This window comes from Kitasatospora sp. NBC_00039 (assembly GCF_045160625.1).
Lineage (GTDB): Bacteria > Actinomycetota > Actinomycetes > Streptomycetales > Streptomycetaceae > Kitasatospora.
The window spans coordinates 502,573-522,732 of record NZ_CP108290.1 but is presented as its reverse complement, the minus strand read 5'-3'; the positions used below and the strand labels follow the sequence as shown (position 1 = coordinate 522,732).

19 protein-coding genes and 1 pseudogene are annotated in these 20,160 nt (G+C 73.5%); 9 read left to right on the top strand and 11 right to left on the bottom strand.

The features are described 5' to 3' along the window. Nucleotides 1-103 precede the first annotated feature (103 nt). The gene (locus tag OG286_RS38575) at nt 104-676 is read left to right on the top strand and encodes a helix-turn-helix domain-containing protein (RefSeq protein ID WP_331741947.1); all 573 of its coding nucleotides are present in this window, start codon (nt 104-106) and stop codon (nt 674-676) included. Nucleotides 677-781: 105 nt separating this feature from the next. Here OG286_RS38575 and OG286_RS38570 read toward each other — a convergent pair whose 3' ends face one another. The 4 genes from OG286_RS38570 to OG286_RS38555 form a co-directional block, all read right to left on the bottom strand. After that, a complete protein-coding gene (locus OG286_RS38570) occupies nt 782-1,537 on the bottom strand; it encodes a zf-HC2 domain-containing protein (RefSeq protein WP_331741944.1) in 756 nt (251 codons plus the stop codon). After that, nucleotides 1,534-2,115 (bottom strand): sigma-70 family RNA polymerase sigma factor, encoded by a 582-nt coding sequence (locus tag OG286_RS38565; RefSeq protein ID WP_331741942.1) that lies wholly within the window; start codon nt 2,113-2,115, stop codon nt 1,534-1,536. The genes OG286_RS38570 and OG286_RS38565 overlap by 4 nt, the downstream gene beginning before the upstream one ends. A 161-nt stretch (nt 2,116-2,276) precedes the next feature. Continuing rightward, nucleotides 2,277-2,861: a hypothetical protein gene (locus OG286_RS38560; RefSeq protein ID WP_331741939.1), complete on the bottom strand. Its 585-nt coding sequence runs from the start codon at nt 2,859-2,861 to the stop codon at nt 2,277-2,279. A gap of 276 nt (nt 2,862-3,137) precedes the next feature. Next, nucleotides 3,138-3,452: a hypothetical protein gene (locus OG286_RS38555; RefSeq protein ID WP_331741936.1), complete on the bottom strand. Its 315-nt coding sequence runs from the start codon at nt 3,450-3,452 to the stop codon at nt 3,138-3,140. Between the two features lie 194 nt (nt 3,453-3,646). Here OG286_RS38555 and OG286_RS38550 point away from each other — a divergent pair, with 194 nt between their 5' ends. Next, complete coding sequence (locus tag OG286_RS38550; protein WP_331741933.1) at nt 3,647-4,405, top strand: DeoR/GlpR family DNA-binding transcription regulator; 759 nt, start codon at nt 3,647-3,649, stop codon at nt 4,403-4,405. A 62-nt stretch (nt 4,406-4,467) separates the two neighbouring features. On the opposite strand, the gene OG286_RS38545 is transcribed toward OG286_RS38550, so the two are convergent. The 4 genes from OG286_RS38545 to OG286_RS38530 form a co-directional block, all read right to left on the bottom strand. Continuing rightward, on the bottom strand, nt 4,468-5,388 hold the full coding sequence (locus OG286_RS38545) for a carbohydrate ABC transporter permease (protein ID WP_331741930.1): 921 nt from the start codon (nt 5,386-5,388) through the stop codon (nt 4,468-4,470). Continuing rightward, a complete protein-coding gene (locus OG286_RS38540) occupies nt 5,385-6,341 on the bottom strand; it encodes a sugar ABC transporter permease (protein ID WP_331741927.1) in 957 nt (318 codons plus the stop codon). The genes OG286_RS38545 and OG286_RS38540 overlap by 4 nt, the downstream gene beginning before the upstream one ends. 223 nt (nt 6,342-6,564) lie before the next feature. Then, nucleotides 6,565-7,893 (bottom strand): extracellular solute-binding protein, encoded by a 1,329-nt coding sequence (locus OG286_RS38535; protein WP_331741924.1) that lies wholly within the window; start codon nt 7,891-7,893, stop codon nt 6,565-6,567. A 201-nt stretch (nt 7,894-8,094) separates the two neighbouring features. Beyond that, complete coding sequence (locus OG286_RS38530) at nt 8,095-9,861, bottom strand: beta-galactosidase family protein (RefSeq protein ID WP_331741921.1); 1,767 nt, start codon at nt 9,859-9,861, stop codon at nt 8,095-8,097. A gap of 260 nt (nt 9,862-10,121) precedes the next feature. Here OG286_RS38530 and OG286_RS38525 point away from each other — a divergent pair, with 260 nt between their 5' ends. Continuing rightward, entirely contained in the window at nt 10,122-12,368 is a 2,247-nt protein-coding gene (locus OG286_RS38525; protein ID WP_331741918.1) for an RICIN domain-containing protein, read from the top strand. Nucleotides 12,369-12,578: 210 nt separating this feature from the next. Here the strand turns inward: OG286_RS38525 and OG286_RS38520 are convergent, their stop codons facing one another. Further along, nucleotides 12,579-12,974 carry a RidA family protein gene (locus OG286_RS38520; protein WP_331741915.1) on the bottom strand — a complete coding sequence of 132 codons (396 nt, stop codon included), beginning with the start codon at nt 12,972-12,974 and terminating at the stop codon, nt 12,579-12,581. A gap of 446 nt (nt 12,975-13,420) precedes the next feature. Between OG286_RS38520 and OG286_RS38515 the strand changes: the two genes are divergently transcribed. The 5 genes from OG286_RS38515 to OG286_RS38495 are packed head-to-tail and all read left to right on the top strand — an operon-like array spanning nt 13,421 to nt 17,910. After that, nucleotides 13,421-15,049 carry an ATP-binding protein gene (locus OG286_RS38515; protein ID WP_331741912.1) on the top strand — a complete coding sequence of 543 codons (1,629 nt, stop codon included), beginning with the start codon at nt 13,421-13,423 and terminating at the stop codon, nt 15,047-15,049. Next, entirely contained in the window at nt 15,049-15,453 is a 405-nt protein-coding gene (locus tag OG286_RS38510; protein ID WP_331741909.1) for a roadblock/LC7 domain-containing protein, read from the top strand. Before OG286_RS38515 ends, OG286_RS38510 begins: the two co-directional genes overlap by 1 nt. Continuing rightward, on the top strand, nt 15,450-15,815 hold the full coding sequence (locus tag OG286_RS38505) for a DUF742 domain-containing protein (RefSeq protein WP_331741907.1): 366 nt from the start codon (nt 15,450-15,452) through the stop codon (nt 15,813-15,815). The genes OG286_RS38510 and OG286_RS38505 overlap by 4 nt, the downstream gene beginning before the upstream one ends. Further along, nucleotides 15,796-16,413 carry an ATP/GTP-binding protein gene (locus OG286_RS38500; protein ID WP_331741904.1) on the top strand — a complete coding sequence of 206 codons (618 nt, stop codon included), beginning with the start codon at nt 15,796-15,798 and terminating at the stop codon, nt 16,411-16,413. The genes OG286_RS38505 and OG286_RS38500 overlap by 20 nt, the downstream gene beginning before the upstream one ends. A gap of 57 nt (nt 16,414-16,470) precedes the next feature. After that, the gene (locus OG286_RS38495) at nt 16,471-17,910 is read left to right on the top strand and encodes a cytochrome P450 (protein WP_331741901.1); all 1,440 of its coding nucleotides are present in this window, start codon (nt 16,471-16,473) and stop codon (nt 17,908-17,910) included. 43 nt (nt 17,911-17,953) lie between these two features. Here the strand turns inward: OG286_RS38495 and OG286_RS38490 are convergent. Together OG286_RS38490 and OG286_RS38485 are read right to left on the bottom strand one after the other, a co-directional pair. Next, a pseudogene (locus OG286_RS38490) lies at nt 17,954-18,304 on the bottom strand (TetR/AcrR family transcriptional regulator); the annotation flags it as partial. A 95-nt stretch (nt 18,305-18,399) separates the two neighbouring features. Then, nucleotides 18,400-19,314 (bottom strand): aminoglycoside phosphotransferase family protein, encoded by a 915-nt coding sequence (locus tag OG286_RS38485; RefSeq protein WP_331741898.1) that lies wholly within the window; start codon nt 19,312-19,314, stop codon nt 18,400-18,402. A 236-nt stretch (nt 19,315-19,550) separates the two neighbouring features. On the opposite strand from OG286_RS38485, the gene OG286_RS38480 reads away from it, so the two are divergent. Next, nucleotides 19,551-20,123: a histone deacetylase gene (locus OG286_RS38480; RefSeq protein WP_331742668.1), complete on the top strand. Its 573-nt coding sequence runs from the start codon at nt 19,551-19,553 to the stop codon at nt 20,121-20,123. The last annotated feature ends 37 nt before the right edge of the window (nt 20,124-20,160 follow it).

Below are 20,160 nucleotides of genomic sequence, written 5' to 3'. Positions count from 1 at the left end.
CTCTGCCGCTAGAATCGGACTAGCGACTCCGTTTTCAACGATACGGACTGGCGACTCCGGTTGTCCACAGTGGTACCGCCTTCGGTGCGGGAGGGAGAGTGGGATGAGCGACGCTCAGGATCGCCCGCTGCGGGCCGATGCGGCCCGCAACCGGGCCAGGCTGCTCGATGCGGCCACCGAGATCTTCACCACCCGCGGTGTCGGCGTGCCCACCGAGGAGGTCGCCCGGGCCGCCGGGGTCGGGGTCGGCACGCTCTTCCGCCACTTCCCCACCAAGGAGGCGCTGCTGGAGGCGGTGATGGTGCGCAGACTGGAGGAGCTGGCGGCCCTGACCGCGCGGCTGGCGGCCGAGGCCGATCCGGCCGAGGCCTTCTTCGGCTGCTTCCGCCTGGTGATCGAACAGTCCGCGGGCAAGAACGAGTTCACCCAGGCGCTCGCCGCGGCCGGGGTGGACGTGCACGCGTCCCTGCGGGAGTCGACCACGCAGATCCAGGCCCGGCTGGCCGAGCTGCTGTCCGGGGCTCAGCGGGCCGGGGTGGTCCGCGCGCAGCTGGGCCTGCCGGAACTGATGGCCCTCCTGGTCGGCACCGGCGCGTCGATGGAGCAGCTCGGGGCCGACGCGGCCGCCCGGGAGCGGATCTTCGAGGTGGTCTTCGACGGACTCCGGCCACGCTGACGGCCGGGGGGACGGCCGTTCGACCGGGAGCGGGCCCCGGCTACGACCCGTCAGGGAGGCGGCTCCCGGGGCCCACAGGCGGGAGCGCCCTCCGCCGGCGGAACGTCAGGACGCCCGGAGCGGGATCGAGACGAGCCGGCGGCCGTCGTCGGTGCGCACCTCGAAGTGGTCGATCTCGGCGGCCGGGAAACCGACCCCGCCGTGGGTGACGAGCGGGTCGGTGGCCCCCGGCACGCCGTAGCCGGCCGGCGGGACGGCCCAGCTGGTGACGGGCTGTTCCCTGCCGGAGCGGGAGACCGCGATCAGGGAGCAGTTCAGCGGGCCCCGGACGCTGCCGAGTTGCAGGGCGACGTGGGTGCCCCACTTCTTGTCCTCCAGCGAGACGGTCGCCGCCGCGCCCGTCCCCGGGTCGGTGGCGCTGTGGAGCTCGCCGGTGTCCATCAGCCAGGAGGCCGGGCTGGCCAGGTGGTGGTCCGCCGATGCGACGGTGTCGGCGCCGCGTACGGCCGCGCCGAGCAGGGGGCCGCCGATCAGCAGGGCGACGACGGCGGCCACCAGGAACAGCCGGCGGGTGCGGGCCGTGCGGCGGGCGGCGGTGGTCCGGGCGACCAGGCGGTCGAGCAGCTGCGGGCCCGGCTGCGGCAGCGGGTCGAACGCGGCCGCGCTCTGCCCGGCACCGGCCGGCCGGGTGGCCTCGGCGAACTCGGCCAGCAACGGCTCCAGGCCGGAGAGCTCGGCCAGCTCGGCGGCGCACCGCGCGCAGCCTTCGAGGTGTTCCGCGAACCGCGCCGTCTCCCCGGGTTCGAGCAGCCCGAGGGCATAGGCACCCACGTCCAGGTGCATTCCCTCCGGGGTGGTCACGATGTCACTCCTCGTTCCTCGAGTGCGATCTTGAGTGAGCGCAGCGCGTAGACGACCCTGGCCCGGACGGTGTCGGCCGGGAGGTCGAGCACCACGGCGGCTTCGTTCACGGTCCGGCCCTTGAGGCAGGTCTCGGCCAGCACCTCGCGATGGGCGGGGGTCAGCGCGTCCATGGCGTCGGCCATCGCCATCAGCCGCAGCGCCTTGGCGAGTTCCTCCTCGGCGGGCACCGACTCCAGGCCGGTGTCGTCGGCTTCGCGGGGTTTCGGGAGGCCGCTGCGGGGCCCGGGGAGGACGATCCGCCGGGCAACGGCGACCAGCCAGGGACGCAGTGAGCCCTGGCGGCCGTCGAGCCGGTGGATGTTGCGCCAGGCGCGGAGGAGGGTTTCCTCGACCACGTCGTCGGCCCGCTGCCGGTCCCCGCCGACCAGGTGGAGGACGAAGCGCAGCAGCGGGGCGGCGTGCTCCCGGTGCAGGGCGCGGATCAGCTCCGCTCCCGGGTCGGTGTCGGTGCCGGCACCGGGTGCTTGCCCGGTGGCCGCCGGAGGGTAGTCGCTCACGGCCGTATCGTGCCGCATGGGTCTCTCCTCGTCGAGGCCGGGCGGGGCCGGGCGGGCCGGGGAGGCGGCGCCCCGCCGGGGGAGGCGGCCGGTGGCCGTCGTCCTGCCGGGCGGGGCGCGGTTGCGGGCGGCGGGTGCCCCCGGGCGGGGCCGGCCGCCGCCCGCGGTCCGAGGGTGCGTCAGTAGGAGGAGCCACCGGTGGGCTGGGCCGCCTGGGCCTTCTTGCCGTCCGGGGTGCTGATGAACCAGGTGCCGCCGACGCCCTGGCCCTTGGTCTCGCCGGGCGCCTTGTCTTCGGCGAAGCGGTACAGGGGCCAGCCGTTCAGGGTGAGCTGCTTGGTGCCGTCGGCGCGGGTCACCGAGCCGACCAGCTTGGCGTCCACGCCCTTGACCGTGGCCTGCTCGCTCACCGGCACCGGCGGCCACTTCGCGGCGCAGGCGTCGTTGCAGTTGGAGGCGGAGGGCTTGGCGGTGTCCTTGTCGAAGCGGTACAGCGTGTAGTTGAGGCCGTCGACGACGATCGGCCCGAACTGCGGCGAGGTGACGGTGGCCAGCGAGCCCTTCGACGCCGCGTTGCCCGGGTCGGACGTGCCCGGCGCGGTGGGTGCGGCCCCGGCGGGTCCGGCCGACGTGGCCGGTGCGTTCGGCGTGGTCGGAGCCTGGGCCGCCGGGGCAGGGTCCCCGTCGGGGCCGCACGCCGTGGCGAGCAGGGCGACGGCCGTGGCGGCTGCGGCGAGGACGGCGGTGCGGCGGAACGCGTACATGGTGTTCTCCCCCGAGGGTGTGAGGTCCGGTCGGCTACGGCGTTCGCCCGCCTCGTCGGCTGCGGCCCCGCCCGTTGACCGTCAGTACGGAGGGCGCGGCCGATGTACTCAACGACCCGGCAGATTTTTTCCGGGCCCTGTCGGAGGGGAGCCACCGGAGCCGCCGCCGACCCTGTCCACTTCACCGGCCACCCGGGCCGGCGGACCCTCGACCCCTGGACGGTGGACGGTGGGCGGTGGGCGTCCACCTGGCCGGACACGGCAGGCGCGTCCGGGTCAGCCCCGTTCCTTCGCGACGCCGCGTTCGGCCTCGCGGAACTGGCGGACGAGGCGGTCCAGTTCCTTGGTGGCCCGGTCGAAGGCGGTGCGGGAGTCGGGGGTGGTCATACGGGTGGGGTAGGTGGCGGTGAAGTCCTTCACGGCTTCCAGGAGAACGGCGGCCGCGGCCAGGAGGGGTGGTTCGTCGGCCAGGACGACGCGGTCCCGGCCCCGCCGGCCCGGCGCGACGACGGTTTCGCGCAGCGCCTCCTCGACCTCGCGCACCGCGTCGGTGATCGCCTTCAGCCCGTCGTCCATACGGTCCCCGATCATGGATCGATCTCTCGTCTCCCGCGATTGTTCCCAGCGGCCCGCCGGGTTCATGCGCGCGGAAACGGTTCCGAGCGGAGTTACGCCATACGGCCGCTTCCTGAGCCGTGAGCGGAACTGATTGCTCGGCGCCTGTCATGGTCATCTTCGGTCATTCACCCGGCTCGGCGCACGTCCGACCGGGCTAGACTCGGGGCATGCTCAAAGCTGATCGCGCCGCCCGCATCCTCTCGCACGTCACCGAAGCGGGGAGCGCCGATGTGCACGCCCTCGCGGAGTTGCTGGGCGTCTCGACCGCGACCGTGCGCCGCGATCTCCAGGAGCTCCACGAACAGGGGCTGCTGCACCGCACGCGCGGCGGCGCGGTGACCGGCTCGGTCAACCTCGAACTGCCACTGCGCCACCGGAGCGAGAAGCAGCGGGAGGAGAAGCGCAGGATCGCCCAGGCGGCGGCCGAACTCGTGCCGGACGGCGCGGTGGTGGGCCTCAGCGGCGGTACGACCACCAGCGAGCTGGCCCGGGTGCTCGCCGAGCGCAGCGGCCTCACCGTCGTGACCAATGCGGTGAACATCGCGGCGGACCTGATCGTCCGCCCCGAGGTGCGGCTGGTGGTGATCGGCGGGATCGCCCGCACGGCCAGCTACGAGCTGGTCGGCCCGGCCGCCGACCGGATGCTGTCGCAGTACCACCTGGACATCGCCTTCATCGGGGTGGACGGCCTGACCGCGGAGGAGGGCTGCACCACGCACGACGAGATGGAGGCCCAGACCGACCGGGCGTTCCTGCGCAGCAGCGCGCGCTCGGTCGTGCTCGCGGACAGCACGAAGGCCGGCAAGGTCACGTTCGCGCGCATCTGCCCGCTCTCCGACGTCCACGACCTGGTGACGGACGAGGGCCTCTCGGACGAGCAGCAGACGGCGTTCACCAACTGCGGCGTGCGGGTCCGCCGGGCCTGACCAGGCCCGGCGGCACCCGCCTGCGCATGACCGCGCGCTGCCCCCGCGGCGGCACCGGGGCCTCAGGCCTTGACGCCGCCCGCCGTCAGGTCGGTGCGCCAGAACCGCTGCAGCAGCAGGAAGGCGACGACCAGCGGGACGACGGAGACCAGCGAGCCGGTGACGACCAGGTTGTACGGGGTGTGGTCCTTGAGGCCGTTCCAGTAGTAGAGGCCCAGGTTGACCGGCCAGAGCTTCTGGTCGGAGAGCGTGACCAGTGGCAGGAAGAAGTTGTTCCAGATGGTGGTGAACTGGAACAGGAAGACGGTCACCAGCGCCGGCGAGAAGATCCGCAGGACCACCGTGAAGAAGATCCGGAACTCCCCCGCGCCGTCCATCCGGGCCGCCTCCAGGATCTCGTCCGGGACGGACGCGGCGGCGTAGATCCGGCAGAGGTAGACACCGAACGGGCTGACCATGCTGGGCAGGAGGACCGCCCAGACGGTGTTGACCAGGTGGGCCTTGGAGAGCAGCAGGTAGACCGGCAGGGCGAGCAGCGGCGCCGGGACGAGCACGGCGGCGAGGATCGTGTTGAACACCGCCTCCCGGCCCCGGAACCGGTACTTGGTGAGGGCGTAGCCGGCCATCGCCGCGAGCAGCGTGGCGGCCGCGGCGCCGACCCCGGCGTACAGGACGGTGTTGAGCAGCCAGCGGAAGTAGAGGCCGTCGTTGGCGGTGGCCAGGTCGTGCAGGTTGTCGCCGAGGTGGAAGGCGGAGAACCGGAAGCCGTCACTGCCGAAGAGGTCGCTGCTGCTCTTGGTGGAGGCCACCAGCAGCCACCAGGCGGGCAGCAGGAAGTAGGCGGAGAGCACGAACAGGACGGCCGTGCCGAGGACGTTGGGCCGCGGCCGGCGGCCGGGAGCGGACGGGCGGGCGGGCCCGGCGGTGCGGCCGGTGGCCGGGCCGGCGGCCTCGGGGCGGGGGTCGAGGTCGACGGTGCTCATGCGGTCACCCGGTTTCCGGTGAGGCGCACCGAGAGGCGCAGGAAGGTGAAGGACAGGACGCAGGTGGCGAGGGCCAGCAGGACGGCGATCGCCGCCGCCTTGCCGTAGTCGTTGTTGCCGAAGGCCGCGTTGTACGCCGCCATGTTGGGGGTGTAGTCGGCGGAGACGGTCGAGGCCAGCGAGTGCAGGACCATCGGCTCGGTGAAGAGCTGCAGGGTGCCGATGATGGAGAAGATGCCGGTCAGCACCAGGGCGGGGGCCACCAGGGGGATCTTGATGTGCCAGGCGATCCGCCAGGGGCCGGCGCCGTCGAGGTCGGCGGCCTCGTACAGCTCGCTGGGGATGGCCTGCAGGGCGGAGAGGATGACCAGCATGTTGTAGCCGGTCCAGGTCCAGGTGACGATGTTGGCCATCGACCACAGGACGGTGTCGGAGGAGAGGAAGTCGGCCTCGATGCCGAGGTCCTTGAGGCCGGAGACCAGCGGGCTGGTCCCGGGCAGGTAGAGGAACGCCCAGAGAATGGTGGCCACCACGCCGGGGATCGCGTACGGGAGGAAGTAGGCGAGCCGGAAGAACTTCCGCAGCCGGGTGCCCTTGGCGTCGATCAGCAGGGCGAGGCCGAGGGCCAGCCCGAGCATCACCGGCACCTGGACGGCGCCGAACAGCAGGACCCGCCCGATGCCCGCGACGAACGACCCGTCGCCGAGGGCGGCGGTGTAGTTGTCGAAGCCGGCGAAGACCGTTCTGGCCGGGCCGAAGCCCAGGCCGGAGCGCTCGATCCGGAAGAGGCTCTGCCAGACCGCGTACCCGATGGGCAGCAGGAACAGGGCGGTGAAGAGCAGGCCGAAGGGGAGCAGGAAGCCGAGGGCCGCGCGGTTGCGGGCCGGGCCGCGTCGTGCGGTGGCGGCCTTCGGGCCGGTGCGGCCCGTCACCACCGGGGTTGCTGCGCTCATCTGGGGTTTCTCTCTCGTGCTGGCGGTCGGTCCGTCAGTCGGTCGGTAGGGCCGCTGCTCGGTCCGTCAGGAGGGCCGTCAGAAGGTCCGTTGATCAGTGCCGGGGCCGGCGGGCCGCGGCCCGTCAGGTGCGCGCGGTCCGCCGGCGGTGCGGGTCGACCGGCGGTGTCGGTCCGCCGGCGGTGCGGGTCGACCGGCGGTGCGGGTCGACCGGCGGTGTCGGTCAACCGGCGGTGACCGTCAGCCCCTTCGACTTCATCGCGTCGACCGTCTTGCCCTGGACGGTGCCCAGGGCCCCGGTCAGCCGGCCCTTGGACGCGACGGCTGCGCCGAAGGCGTCGGTGAGGTCGCTGGACGTCTGCGTCATCGTCGGGCCCCAGCTGAACGGGGCGGCCTGCGCCGACGCCTGCTTGAAGACGTCGAAGACCGGCTGGTTGCCGAAGTACGCGCTCGGCTTCGCCAGCGCCGGGGCGGATGTGCCGCTGGTGGAGGCGGGGTAGATGCCGGCCTTCTCGACGAGCGTGGCGACGGCCGCCGCGTCGGTGCTCATCCAGTTGGCGAACTGCAGCGCCGCCGCGGTGTTCTTGCAGCCCTTGACCACCGCGGTGGAGGAACCGCCGTCGTTGCCCACCGACTTGGCGCCGTCCTGCCACTGCGGCATCGGGGCCACCGCCCACTTGCCGGAGGCCTGCGCGGCGTTCTGCTCGAGGATGGAGGAGAACCAGACCGGGCCGGGGTACGCGGCGAGCGTGCCGTCCTGCAGCTCCTTGTAGAGGTCGGGGGTGCCGCTCTGCTCGGACTTGACCACTCCCTTGTCGACCAGGCCCTGCCAGTAGTTCGCCACCTTCGCGGTCCCCGGGTCGCTCCCGAGCGAGACCTTCCAGCCCTTGGTGTCGGTGCCGAACCAGCTGCCGCCGGCCTGGGCGGACATGCCGGCGAACCACCAGGGGTCGTCCGGGTTGAAGACGCTGAGGTAGCCGTTCGGGTTCGCGGCGCGCAGCTTGTCGGCGTCGGCGGCGAACTCCTCCCAGGTGGCCTGCGGCTTCAGGCCGTACTGCGCGTACAGGTCGCTGCGGTAGTAGAGCGCCATCGGGCCCATGTCGACCGGGATGCCGTACACCTGGCCGCCGACCTTGACGGAGTTCCAGGCGGCCTCGCCGTACTGCGGCTGGTACTGGGCGGCCTCCTTGCCGACGTCCTGGACGGCGCCCTCGACGACGAAGCTGGGCAGCGACTCGTAGCCGACCTGGGCGAGACAGGGGGCGTTGCCGGCCTTGACCGCCGCGAAGATCTTCGCGTAGCCGCCCTTGCTGCCCGAGACGATCTTCTCGAACTTGACCCGGACATCCTGGTGCGTCGCGTTGAACTGAGCCGCCGCCTCCTCGTAGCCCGGCGCCCAGCCCCAGAAGGTGACTTCGGTGGTTCCGCCGGCCTTCGGGCCGCCGTCGCCCGATCCGCCGTCACCGCCGGAGCTGCAGGCCGCGACGCCGGACAGCAGCGGAAGCGCCACGGCGGCGGCCAGCAGTCGGGTGCGGATTCGTGTCTTCGCCATGGATCTGGTCCTTTGGGTACGGGAGGTGCTGGGGAATCTTGATTGGGTATGCCCGAAGCTGTGCTCTTAGGTGTTTATTTCCGAGGAGTATTGTTCAGAATCGAGCATCTGCCTAGAGAGTGCGGAGCACGAAGCGGTCTCGGTTTCGACACGGCCGCGCGGCCCGCGGCAGGGGCGGAAGGACGGCCGGTCACGGCGGGGTCAGCCGAGGTCGGGCCGGGGCCCGAGATCCACGGCGGGGTCCGCGCAGTGGTCCAGTTCGAGGACGGTGATCTCGTTCGGCCCGCTGCGCAGGACGGGCCACGGCAGGTAGAGCGTGCGCTGGGGGCCGCGGTCCCAGTACCGGCCGAGCAGGAAGCCGTTGACCCAGACGTAGCCCTTGGTCCAGCCGGGCAGCGCCAGGTACCCGTCGGCGGGCTCCGCGACCTCGAAGCTGCCGTGGTGGAAGACCGGACCGGGACCACCGGCCGGCGCTGCGGCCGCGCCCCAGGGGAGGCGGTCGGGCGTGCCGTCGGCCAGCGGCATCGGGTCGATGGTCCAGCCGTGCAGGTACTGCTGGGTGTGCAGGGCTCCGGTGATGCCCTTGCGGTCGCCGATCCCGGCGCCGTAGTTGACCCGGCCCATCGACTCGACCAGGACCTCCAGCCGGGCCTCCGCCCCGGGCACCGCGACCTTGAGGGGTTCGTGCTCCACGTCCCGCTCCAGGGTGGCGAGGTGGACGCCGTCGACGTGGATCCGGGCCCGGTCGGCGAGCCCCTCGACCGTCAGCGGGTAGTCCGCACGCGGGCCGGGGATGGTGCTCCGGTAGCGGACGAGGCCGTGCGGGAGGCCGAGTTCCTCGAACGAGAGCGGGACGGCCGACCGAACCGCCCCGGTGGAGAGGTGGTCCACGACGTCCGCGAGCGGAAGCGACCGGTCGAGCTCCACCCGGCACGGCGCCAGCACGGGCGGGAGCTCCTCGGGCTCCGGCACGGCGCCGTCCGCGTACGCCGAGAGGACTTCGCGGAAGGCCCAGAACTTCGCGGTGGGGGCTCCGCGTTCGTCCAGCGGGGCGTCGTAGTCGTAGGAGGTGACGGTCGGCTGGTAGCCGCGGCCGGTGCGGGGGTCGGCGGTGTTGGCGCCGGCCCAGGTGCCGAAGTTGGTGCCACCGTGGGCCATGTAGAGGTTGACGGAGGCCCCGGCCGCCAGGATCTCCCGCAGGGCCCCGGCGGCGTCCTCCGCCCCGCGGGTGGTGTGCCGCTCGCCCCAGTGGTCGAACCAGCCGTTCCAGAACTCCATGCACATCGGCGGGTCCTGGGGGCGGTGGCGGCGCAGTTCGGCGAAGGCCTCGCGGGCGCGGCTGCCGAAGTTGACGGTGGCCAGGTGGCCGGGGAGGGTGCCGCCGGTGAGGAAGAAGTCCTCCGGCCCGTCGGACGTGCAGAGCGGGACGTCGATCCCGCGGGCGCGCAGGCCGTCGGCGAGGTGGGCGAGATAGCCGCGGTCGGTGCCGTAGGAGCCGTACTCGTTCTCGATCTGGACCATCAGGACGTTGCCGCCGCGGGTGCTCTGGTGCTCGGCGAGGATCGGGATCAGCGTGTCGTACCAGCGGTCGACGTGGGCCAGGTAGCGCGGGTCGCCGGTACGCAGCGGCAGGGTCCCCTCGGCCTGGAGCCACCAGGGCAGGCCGCCGTTCTCCCATTCCGCGCAGATGTAGGGGCTCGGGCGGACGATCGCGTGCAGTCCGGCGTCCGCGGCGGCGCGGAGGAAGGCCCCGAGGTCGGCCCGCCCGGTGAAGTCGTAGCTGCCGGGCCGCGGCTCGTGCAGGTTCCAGGGGACGTACGTCTCCACGGTGTTCAGGCCCATCGCCCGGAGCATGCGCAGGTGGCGGGGCCACTGCGCGGGCAGGCTGCGGAAGTAGTGCAGGGCGCCGGACAGCAGGCGCAGCGGGCGTCCGTCGAGGGTGAAGCCGGTCGGGGAGATCTGGAGCATGCGGTCCTCGGGGGGGTCGGTGGGTGAGGCGGGCGAGGCGGGTCCGACGGGGCCTCGGCGCGGTGCCGCTTGCCGATACCTGGCGCGTTGGGGGTTGATTCAAGCATCTTTGAACAGATTAGGGAACCAGAAGTGCAGATTTCTGATCGAAGGTGTTGACATCTGTGTGTTCCCGGATCGGATACTGCAGCCGCTGGACCTGACACCGCGACCGGCCCCACCCGCCGCTCGCCCTCGCCCCCGCCGCGAAGGAGACCCCCGTGTCCGCCCCACCCCGCAGAGCACTCGCCGCCGTCCTCGCCCCCGCCCTCCTGGCGTTCGGCGCGGGCACCGCCGCGCCGGCCTCGGCCGCACCACCGGCGCCTGCCACGACCGCCGCCGCCGCCACGTACACAGTGAGCGTCGGAACGCCCGTCACCTACCAGCACCCCACGGACACCCCCGCCGTCCCGTACACCGACAAGGACGGCACGTTCTGGTTCCAGCAGTCCGCCGCCCTCTACGGCGCGCACGACCCCCGCTACTGGGACTTCTTCACCGGCCGGGACTTCGACTCCGCCACCCGGTCGAGCGCGGTCAGCGACGCGGCCGACCCCGCCAACGCCAACGACCGGAACAACGACACCACCTGGCGCTGCAACAACAGCCCCACCGGCCGCGAGGCGAGCTACGCGCCCGCCGGGTCGGGCTACGCCCAGAAGAACTTCTGCGACCTGTCCGGCGTCTGGGCCGACCCGGACACCGGCCACTGGTACGGGCTGGTGCACAACGAGTTCACCCCGCAGCCCTTCGGCGACGGCCTCCACTTCGACGCCATCGACTACGCGGTCTCCACCGACCAGGGCCGGACCTGGACCATCAAGGACCACGTCATCACCTCGCCCTACAGCACCGCGCGGGGCGACACCGCGGCCTTCCCCAACGAGACCTTCGACTACGGCGACGGCGACCAGCGCCTCTTCGTCGACACCGCCTCGGGCTACTTCTACGTCTTCTACGGCTCGCGGATCGTCGAGAAGGGCGGCGGCTGGAAGGCCTTCCACGAGCACGTTGCCCGGGCCCCGATCTCCGCGAAGATGGCGCCCGACTCGTGGCAGAAGTGGTACGACGGCGCCTGGTCCCAGCCCGGCGTGGGCGGCCGGGAGAGCAACATGGTGCCCGCCGACCAGGCCCACCCCACCGGCTACACCCCGGCCGCCGGCGAGTACGACCCGGCGAACCCCGGCACCGTCGCCCAGCAGGTGGCGGCCGGCACGATGCCCGCGACCTCGCCCCTGTTCGTCATGGACGTCACCTACAACGCCTACCTGGGCCTCTACATCGGCGAACCCCAGGCGGTCGACCAGAGCGGCTCGGCGCCCCAGCAGTACTACGCCACCGCCGACCTCTCCAGTCAGAAGTGGGTCCCGATCGGCGACACCGGCGGCTACCACACCGCGTCCTGGTACCGGTGGTTCCTCGACGACGCGAACCGGACGAGCTCCACGATCGTCGGCAAGTCCTTCCGCTCGTACTGCGCCTTCGGCTGCTCGGGCGGCGCGTCCGGCGAGTACGTGAACGTGACCATCGGCAGCTCCGCGCCGACCGCTCCCCCGGTCGACCTCGGCAAGACCTACCGGATCGCCAACGCCGACGGCCGGGTGCTCGCCCAGGTCTCCGGCGGCTCCGCGACGACGTCGGTGGCCGCAGCCACCGGATCGGCCCTGGAGTCCTGGAGCTTCGCCTCCAACGGCGACGGCTCCTACCGCATCGCCAACGCCTCCACCGGCCGGCTGCTCGGTGTCGACTCCACGGCCGTCGCCGGCCGGGCCTGGGGCGCCCTGCCCACCGCGACCGCCGCCGGCGCCGGCGGGCCCGGCGTCGGCCAGCAGTGGTTCGTCGTCCCCCAGAGCTCCTCCGCCGGGGCCGCCACCGGCTCGTTCAAGCTGGTCAACCGCTACAGCGGCCTCGTCCTCGGCCTCTCCGCGGCCGGCGGCCGGCCCGCCGAGACCACCCCCGTCCGGAGCTGGAGCGACACCAGCGGCAACCCCGTCGGCGGCGCCCGGACCGCCGCCGAGCAGGCCCTCACCCTCACCGCCACCGGCACCGTGCCCAACCCGCCGCTGGACGGCACCCACACCCTGACCGTCTCCGGCAAGGCCCTCGACGACCCCGGCCACTCCACCGCCCAGGGCACCCAGCTGGTCACCTGGACACCCAACGGCGGCGCCAACCAGGACTGGGTCCTCACCCGGCAGGGCGACGGCAGCTACCAGATTGCCAACGGCGAGTCCAAGCTCTGCCTGGACGTCAGCGACGGCTCGACGGCCGCCGGTGCCAAGGTGGTCCAGTGGGCCTGCACCGGAGGCGGCAACCAGCGCTGGCTGGTCACGCCGACCCTCGGCGGCTACCGGATCGCCTCACGCAAGAGCGGTCTGCTGCTCACCACCGCCTCGGCCACCGACGGGGCCAAGGTCACCCAGCAGGCCGACACCGGGTCGGCGTTGCAGCTCTGGACGATCGGCTGACGCTGCGGCCCCGGTCCGCAGCACGTACGGGGGAGCCGGCCCGGCGCACGACGCGCCGGGCCGGCTCCCCCGGTGCCGTCATCGGCCACAGCGCCCCGGCCCCGGGTGAACGCCCGCACGACGGCGACCTGGACCGCTCCCGGTCCCGGCGCCTGCTTCCGGTTCCCTGCTTCCCGCTGCCGACTGCCGGCTCCGGGCAGGGCGACGCCCTCAGCCCGGCAGAACGGCGTCGATCTCCACCTCGACCAGCCAGTCGGCGTCGATGAAGCGGGAGACCTCGACGAACGTGCACACGGGCCGGACGTCGGCGAACCGCTCGCCGTGCGCCCGCGCCGCCTCCTTCCACGTGGTCACGTCGACCAGCATGACGCGGGTCCGGATGACGTCCGCCATCGAGGCGCCGGCCGCCTCCAGCGCCCGCTCGGCGATGTCCAGGCACCGCACGGTCTGCGCATAGACGTCACCGGGCGCCGCCGTGGAGCCGTCGTCCGCGATCGGGGCCGTGCCGGCCACCGCCACGTGATCACCCACCCGGACCGCCCGCGAGAAGCCGATCTGCGGTTCCAGTGATGACCCGGAGCTGACGGCCTGTCGAATTCCTGCCATCCGGCCATGCTGCCAGACCGCGCTCGCCGCCTTCCACCCGGGCCCTCACCGGCCCGCCGTCGCCCACGAGTTCGGAACCGGAGCACATAGCACGGACCCATGCGGCGCGGGGCGGTTTTCCCGGGACTCCCCTCGCATGGGCGAACTGGGCGCAGGCTCCGGTCCAGCGAGCCCGGGGCGCGGTAAACCTGGTTCCCGCACAACCCGGACGACCGGACAGGAACCCTGCCCCGGTACGTCCCGGCGGTGTGCGCGACGCGTGGGACATCCGACCGTGGAGGCACCGAAATCAGCTGCAGAGCAAGGCCGTTGAGGACCGACCGGAGGACCGCCGGCAGTCGGCCGTCCTCCTCACGGCCCGGCCGGCGGCCCGCCCGCCGCACGCTGCCCGAACAAGCCGGTGCCCGCTCGTCGTTCACTACTCTTCCGATCGTTTGAGGATGCTGATGCTTGGTGCTGGATCGTCACCCAGAGGTCGGCGCTCCGCTCCCGTGCTGGTGTGGCTCCTGCCCGTGGTGGTGACGGCGGCGGCCGCTGTCGTCGCGACGGTGGTGGTATCCGCCGGTGCCCGGGCGGGGGTCGCCTGGTGCGGGGTGGTGGGGACGGCGGCGGCCACCGTGGTGGCCGGCGAGGCCGCGCGCCGGGGGCGTGCGCTGGACGCCCTGGGGGCGCAGTGCGCGCGGCAGGAGCGCGAGTTGCTCGCCCGGCTGGCCCGACAGGAGAGCGAGACGGCGCGCCTGGCGCGGGAGGACCTGCCCGCGGCGGTCGCCCGGCTCCACGGCGGCACCTCCGTCACGGACGTGCTGATGGCGTACGAGTCCCACGACGCCATCGCCGGCCCGCAGTTCGAGGCCTCCCGGCACGCCGTGCTGCGCACCGTCCTGGAGGCGGTCGACAACGAGGAGGCGCTGCGCGAGTCCGCCCAGCGCGCCTTCGTCAACATCGCCCGCCGCGTCCAGGCCATCGTCCACCGGCAGGCCCAGGACCTGCGCGAGATGGAGCACCGGCACGGCACCAACCCGGCCGTCTTCGACGACCTGCTGCGCCTGGACCACGGCAACGCGCTGATCGGCCGCCTCGCCGACAGCATCGCCGTCCTGGGCGGTGCCCGCCCCGGCCGCCAGTGGGGCCGGGCGGTGCCGCTCTACAGCGTGCTGCGCGGCGGCATCTCGCGGATCCTGGACTACCGGCGCGTCGAGCTGCACCCGGTGTCCGAGGTCGCCGTGGTCGGACCGGCCGTCGAACCGCTCATCCACGCCGTAGCCGAACTCCTCGACAACGCCACCCGCTACTCCCCGCCGCAGACCAGCGTGCACCTGACCGCCGTCGAGGTGCAGACCGGCATCGCGATCGAGATCGAGGACGGCGGCCTCAGCCTCAGCGAGGAGGGCCGGGCCCGCGCCGAGCGGATGCTCCGGGAGGCGCAGGCCGGCATCGACCTCAACGACCTCGGCGAGACCCCCCGGCTCGGCCTGGCCGTCGTCGGCCGCCTCGCGCGGGCCTACGGCTTCCAGGTCTCGCTGCGGCCCTCCGCCTACGGCGGGGTGCGCGCCGTGCTGATCGTGCCGCAGGAGTGCATCACCACGGCCCCCGCCACCGGCCGTGCCCACGGCATCGGCGCCGCCGCCAAGTCCCGGGCGGCCGGTGCGCCCCGGCCCGCGGCGACGCCCCGTACGGCCGGGATCTCCCGGGCCGCGGGCGGACCGCAGCCGTGGGGGGCGCGGCCGGTCTCCGTCTCCGGGACGGGCGCGCCGCCCGGATCGTCCCGCGGGTCCTCCCTCGGGTCGTCGCCCGGCTCCACTTCGGCGGGCGGCTCGGGGCGGTACCCGGCCGAGGACGACATCCCGGTGATCAATGGGCGGACCGCCAACGGCCTGCCGCAGCGCCGCCGTCACGCCGCCCCCTCCTCCCGCACCGTCACCCCCCGGCCGGCCGCCGTCCCCGAGCCGGCACAGGCGCCGGTCCAGCCCGGTCTGTGGCTGGCCGCGTTCACCGAAGGGGTCAACGGACAAGCACCGTCAGCCGATGCGGCCGTCCGCACCGGTGAAGAGTCGGCAGAAAAGGGCGAGCAGTAATGCAGCAGCGCAGCAACATGGACTGGATGCTCAAGGACCTGGCGGAGAGCGTCCCGTACACCCGTCACGTCATCGTCCTCTCCGCCGACGGTCTGCGGATCGCCCAGCACGGCGCCGACACCGACACCGCCGACCGCCTCGCCGCCGCCTGTGCCGGGCTGCAGAGCCTGGCCGGCGCGGTCGGCCACGAGTTCCCGTACGGCGACGGCCGGATGCGGCTGGTCGTCATCGAGATGGGCGGCGGCTTCTTCTACCTGATGGCCGCCGGCGCCCGCGCCTACCTGGCCGTGCTCGCGGACGAGGGCGTCGACGCGGGGCTGGTGGGGCAGCGGATGCGCGACCTCGTCGCCCGGATCGGCGAGCATCTCACCACGCCCCCGCGCAACGGCGAGCAGGTCGCATGAGCGCAGCCGACCAGGGCCAGGGCTGGGACGAAGACGACCCCGAACGCCTCTACGTGATCACGCGCGGCCGCAGCGGCGTCACCGAGCAGACCACCTTGGACCTGGTCACCCTCATCGTCTCCCGTGCGGAGCCGACGCCCGCCATGCAGCCCGAGCATGCGGCGATCCTGCGGATCTGCGGCTCCCCGCTGTCCGTCGCCGAGATCTCCGCCTACCTGGAGCTGCCGATGAGCGCCGTCACCGTGCTGCTCTCCGACCTCCTCAACGAGGAACGGATCGAAGCCCGTGCCTGCGTCCCGCAGGCGATCCTCCCCGACCGCGCCCTCTTGGAGGCGGTGATGCATGGACTCCAGAAGCTCTGACACCGTGACGGGTCCGCCCAGCGCGGACCTGCTCCCGGACACGGCCACCATGGCCGTCAAGATCGTGATCGTGGGCGGTTTCGGTGTCGGCAAGACCACCATGGTCGGCTCCGTCAGCGAGATCCGCCCGCTGACCACCGAGGAGACGATGACCCAGGCCGGGGCCGACATCGACGACACCGCCGGGATCGAACGCAAGACCTCCACCACCGTCGCCATGGACTTCGGCCGCATCAGCATCAACGAGGAGCTGGTGCTGTACGTCTTCGGCACCCCCGGGCAGGAGCGGTTCTGGTTCCTCTGGAACGGTCTGTTCGAAGGGGCGCTCGGCGCGGTCGTCCTGGTCGACACCCGCCGGCTCGAAGTCAGCTTCGACGTGATCGGACGGCTGGAGGACCGCGGCGTGCCGTTCGTCGTCGCCGCCAACACCTTCCCGGAGTCGCCGACGTACCCGACCGAGGAGCTGCGGGCCGCCCTCGACCTGCCGCCCGAGGTGCCGATCGTCGACTGCGACGCCCGGGCCCGCGAATCCAGCCGGGACGTCCTGCTGGCCCTGATGCACTACCTGTACAACCTCTCGGCCCCGCCCGGGCGCTGAGGCCGCTCCGCCCAGGCACCCACCCGACCACCGCCTCCCGCTCACCCCGGAGAAACCGTGACCTCCCCGTTCACCGACGACGCCTCCCCCACGCCGCCGCCCGGCTGCCCCGCCCACCGGTCCGGCGGCCTCCGCGCCGACGGACTCCGGCGGATCCACGGGCCGGAGGCCGAGGCCGACCCGGCCGGCCTGTACGAGAAGCTCCGCGCCGAGCACGGCGAAGTGGCCCCCGTCCTCCTGCACGGCGACCTCCCCGCCTGGCTGGTCCTCGGCCACTCCGCCAACCTCATCGCCATGCGCACCCCGTCCCGCTTCTCCCGGGACTCCCGCCGCTGGACGGCGTTCCGGGAGGGCCTCGTCGCCCCCGACTCCCCGCTGATGCCGGTAATCGCCTGGCAGCCGCTCTGCGTCTTCGCCGACGGCGCCGAGCACAAGCGCCTCCGGGGCGCCGTCACCGACGGCCTCAACCGCTTCGACCGGCGCGGCACCCGCCGTCACGTCACCCGCGCCGCCGACCGGCTGATCCGCGAGTTCGGGCCGACCGGCCGGGCGGAGCTCATCTCCCAGTTCGCCGAGCACCTCCCGATGCTGGTGATGACCCAACTGCTCGGCATGCCCGACGAGTACGGCCCCCGCCTGGTCGACGCCGCCCGCGACCTGATGAAGGGCACCGAGACGGCCATCGCCAGCAACGACTACGTCGTGGCGACGCTGCGCCGCACCATGGAGCGCAAGCGGCTCTCCCCCGGGCCCGACCTGGTGTCCTACCTCCTCCAGCACAGCGCCGGGCTCACCGACGACGAGGTGATGGAACACCTGCGGGTCGTCCTGCTCGCCGCCAACGAGACCACCGTCAACCTGATCGCCGACACGCTCAAGATGGTCCTCACCGACCGCCGCTTCCGCGCCCACCTGTCCGGCGGCCACATGACCCTGGCCGACGCCCTGGACCAGGTCCTCTGGGACTCCGCGCCGATGTCCCTCGTCGCGGGCCGCTGGGCCACCGGCGACACCGAACTCGGCGGCCAGCGGATCAGGACGGGCGACATGCTCCTGCTCGGCCTCGCCGCCGGCAACGTCGACCCGGTCGTCCGCCCCGACCTCGCCGCGCCCCTCCACGGCAACCGCTCCCATCTCGCGTTCGGCGCCGGCCCGCACGAGTGCCCCGGCCAGGACATCGGCCGGGCCATCGCCGAGAGCAGCATCGACATCCTCCTCACCCGCCTGCCGGACCTCGGACTCGCCGTCCCCGAGGAGGAGCTGACGTGGACGTCCGCGTGGATCTCCCGCCACCTGGTCGAGCTGCCGGTGAGCTTCAGCCCCCGGACCATCGCCCCGGAGGGCCCTGAGCTCACCGCACCCGTGCGCCGGACGACACCGCCCGAGGCGCCCGAGGCGACCGTCGCGCCGCCGGCCGCGCCGCCCGTCGTCGGCGCCACCGTCCCCCGGCAGCGGCGCAGTTGGTGGGAGCTGCTCACCCGGGTGTTCCGCCGCTGACGCCGGCCGCCGCCCGCCGCGGTCAACCGGCGGGCGGCGGACCCTAGACGGCGTCCAGCAGGCTCCGGGTGAAGCGATCGAGGTCGTCCAGGCCCGCGGCGGCGAGCGTCGCAGGCCCGCCCGCCAGCAGGTGGGGGACGGCCGCGTGCAGGGAGAGCGTGACGGCGGCCGCCCGCTGCGAGGTGACCGGCAGGCCGGCGGCACGCTGGGCGTGCTCGAAGGCGGTGAAGTCGGCGGCGGACACCGCGTCCAGAACGGCCGTCAGCCCGGGCCGGCGCGCGGCCTCGGCGCGCAGTTCGAGGTGGGCGAGCATGCGGGCGCGGCCCGGACCGGCGACGTTCTCCAGCAGCGCGCGCAGCATCGCCGCCAGGCCCGCGCGGTCCGTGGGCGCGGGCCTGGGCACCTCCCCGTACAGCTTCCCCTGCAGCCTCGACCTGGTCGTCCCCGTGCCGGGCCCCGGCGGGCACGGTGCCTGCCGCTCCCGCTCGTTCAGCCGGCCGCGGCGACGAGGCGTCGCAGCGCGGCGTGGGCGGGCGGGCCCCAGGTGGGCTTGCCGCCGGGGCGGCCGCGGACGCCGGCCTCTCCGATGAGGATGCCGCCGAGGGCGCGCAGCACCGCCCAGCCGCGGGCGCGGCGCAGGGTGGCGGCGTCGGCGACCGGCCGGTAGGCGTCGTGGAACCGGTCGGCGGCGCCGTCCGGCAGCAGTGTCCAAGGGGCGGCGAGGTCGCAGGCCGGATCACCCGCGCAGAGATCGCCGAAGTCGATCACGCCGCAGAGGGTGCCGCCCGCGGTGAGGACGTTGGCCGGGTGCAGATCGCCGTGGAGCCACAGGGCCGGGCCCGCCCAGTCGGGCGCGGCGGCGGCGTCCTCCCAGACCGCGCGGACGGCGTCCGGGTCGGGGATCAGCCCCAGCTCGGTGGCCGAGGCGAGCTGCTCGGCGAACCCTTCGGCGCAGTCGGACAGCGGCCCTCCGCGGCCACGGCCGGCGGGCGCCCCTTCGGGGGCCGGGCGGTGGAGGGCCGTCAGGAAGGCGGCCAGGGTGTCGGCCGATTCCTCCGCGCGCGTGGCGGGGGCACGGTCGGCGGGTTCCCCCGGCACCCAGGTGGTGACGATCCAGGGGCGCGGGAACCGCTCGGAGGGCTCGCCGAGGCGCTGCGGGACGGGGACCTGGAGAGGAAGGTGCGGGGCGAGGACGGGCAGCCAGGCGTGTTCCTTGCGCAGCAGCGCGTCCGCGGACCGCGTCGCCCAGGGCAGCCGGACGGCGAGGTCGTCGCCGAGCCGCCACATCTGACTGTCCCAGCCGCGCGCACCGAACCTCAGGGGGCGGTCGGCCAGGTCGGGGTGCTGCTCGCGCAGCAGCTCCCGGACCAACTGGGCGGTGACCTCGGTCTCGGTATGGGTCATGAGAGGAGACGATAGCGCCGCCGACCGCCCCGCAGCGGTGCGGCCGTGGCCGAGGTACCCGGCCCCGGCGGGGCCGGTGCCGGTCGGCGTGGCCGCGGAGAGCGACGGCCGAGGACCGGGCACGGACTGCGGGCGGGGCGGCGGCCCGTTGGGTACCGTCGCTGGTTGTGGAGGAGATCCGACGGGGTGTCAGCAGGGCTGCGGAGCACGTCTGGTACGCGGCGTACGGCTCGAACATGCATGCCGGGCGGCTGGACTGCTACCTGCGGGGCGGTCGGCCGCCGGGTGGGGCCCGCACCTATCCGGGGTGCCGGGACGGCGGGCCGCCGGATCGGGCCGTGCCGGTGATGCTGCCCGGGGCGCTGTACTTCGCGCTGGAGTCCGCGGTCTGGGGCGGCGGCATGGGCTTCTACGATCCCGCCCAGGCGGGCGAGATTCCCGCGCGCGCCTATCTGCTCACCGTGGGGCAGTTCAGTGACATCGCGGCGCAGGAGATGTACCGGGATCCGGGGGCGGATCTCGCGCTGGACGGGGTGCTCGGCGCGGGGCGGGAGCGGCTCGGGCCGGGCCGGTACGAGACGCTGGTGTGTCCCGGTGCCCTGGACGGTGTGCCGGTCCTGACGTTCACCGCTCCGTGGAGCCTTCCGGACGCCGAGCTGAACGTTCCGCGCGCCGCCTATCTGCGCAACCTCGCCGCCGGCCTGGCCGAGGCCCACGGCTGGGGCCCCGGGCGGGCGGCCGACTACCTGAGCAGCCGCCCCGGGGCGGCCGGGCACTGGAGTTCCGCGGCGCTCCTGCGGGAGCTGTAGTGGCAGGCAGGGCCGAATGCCCGCCGAGGCGCGTGCG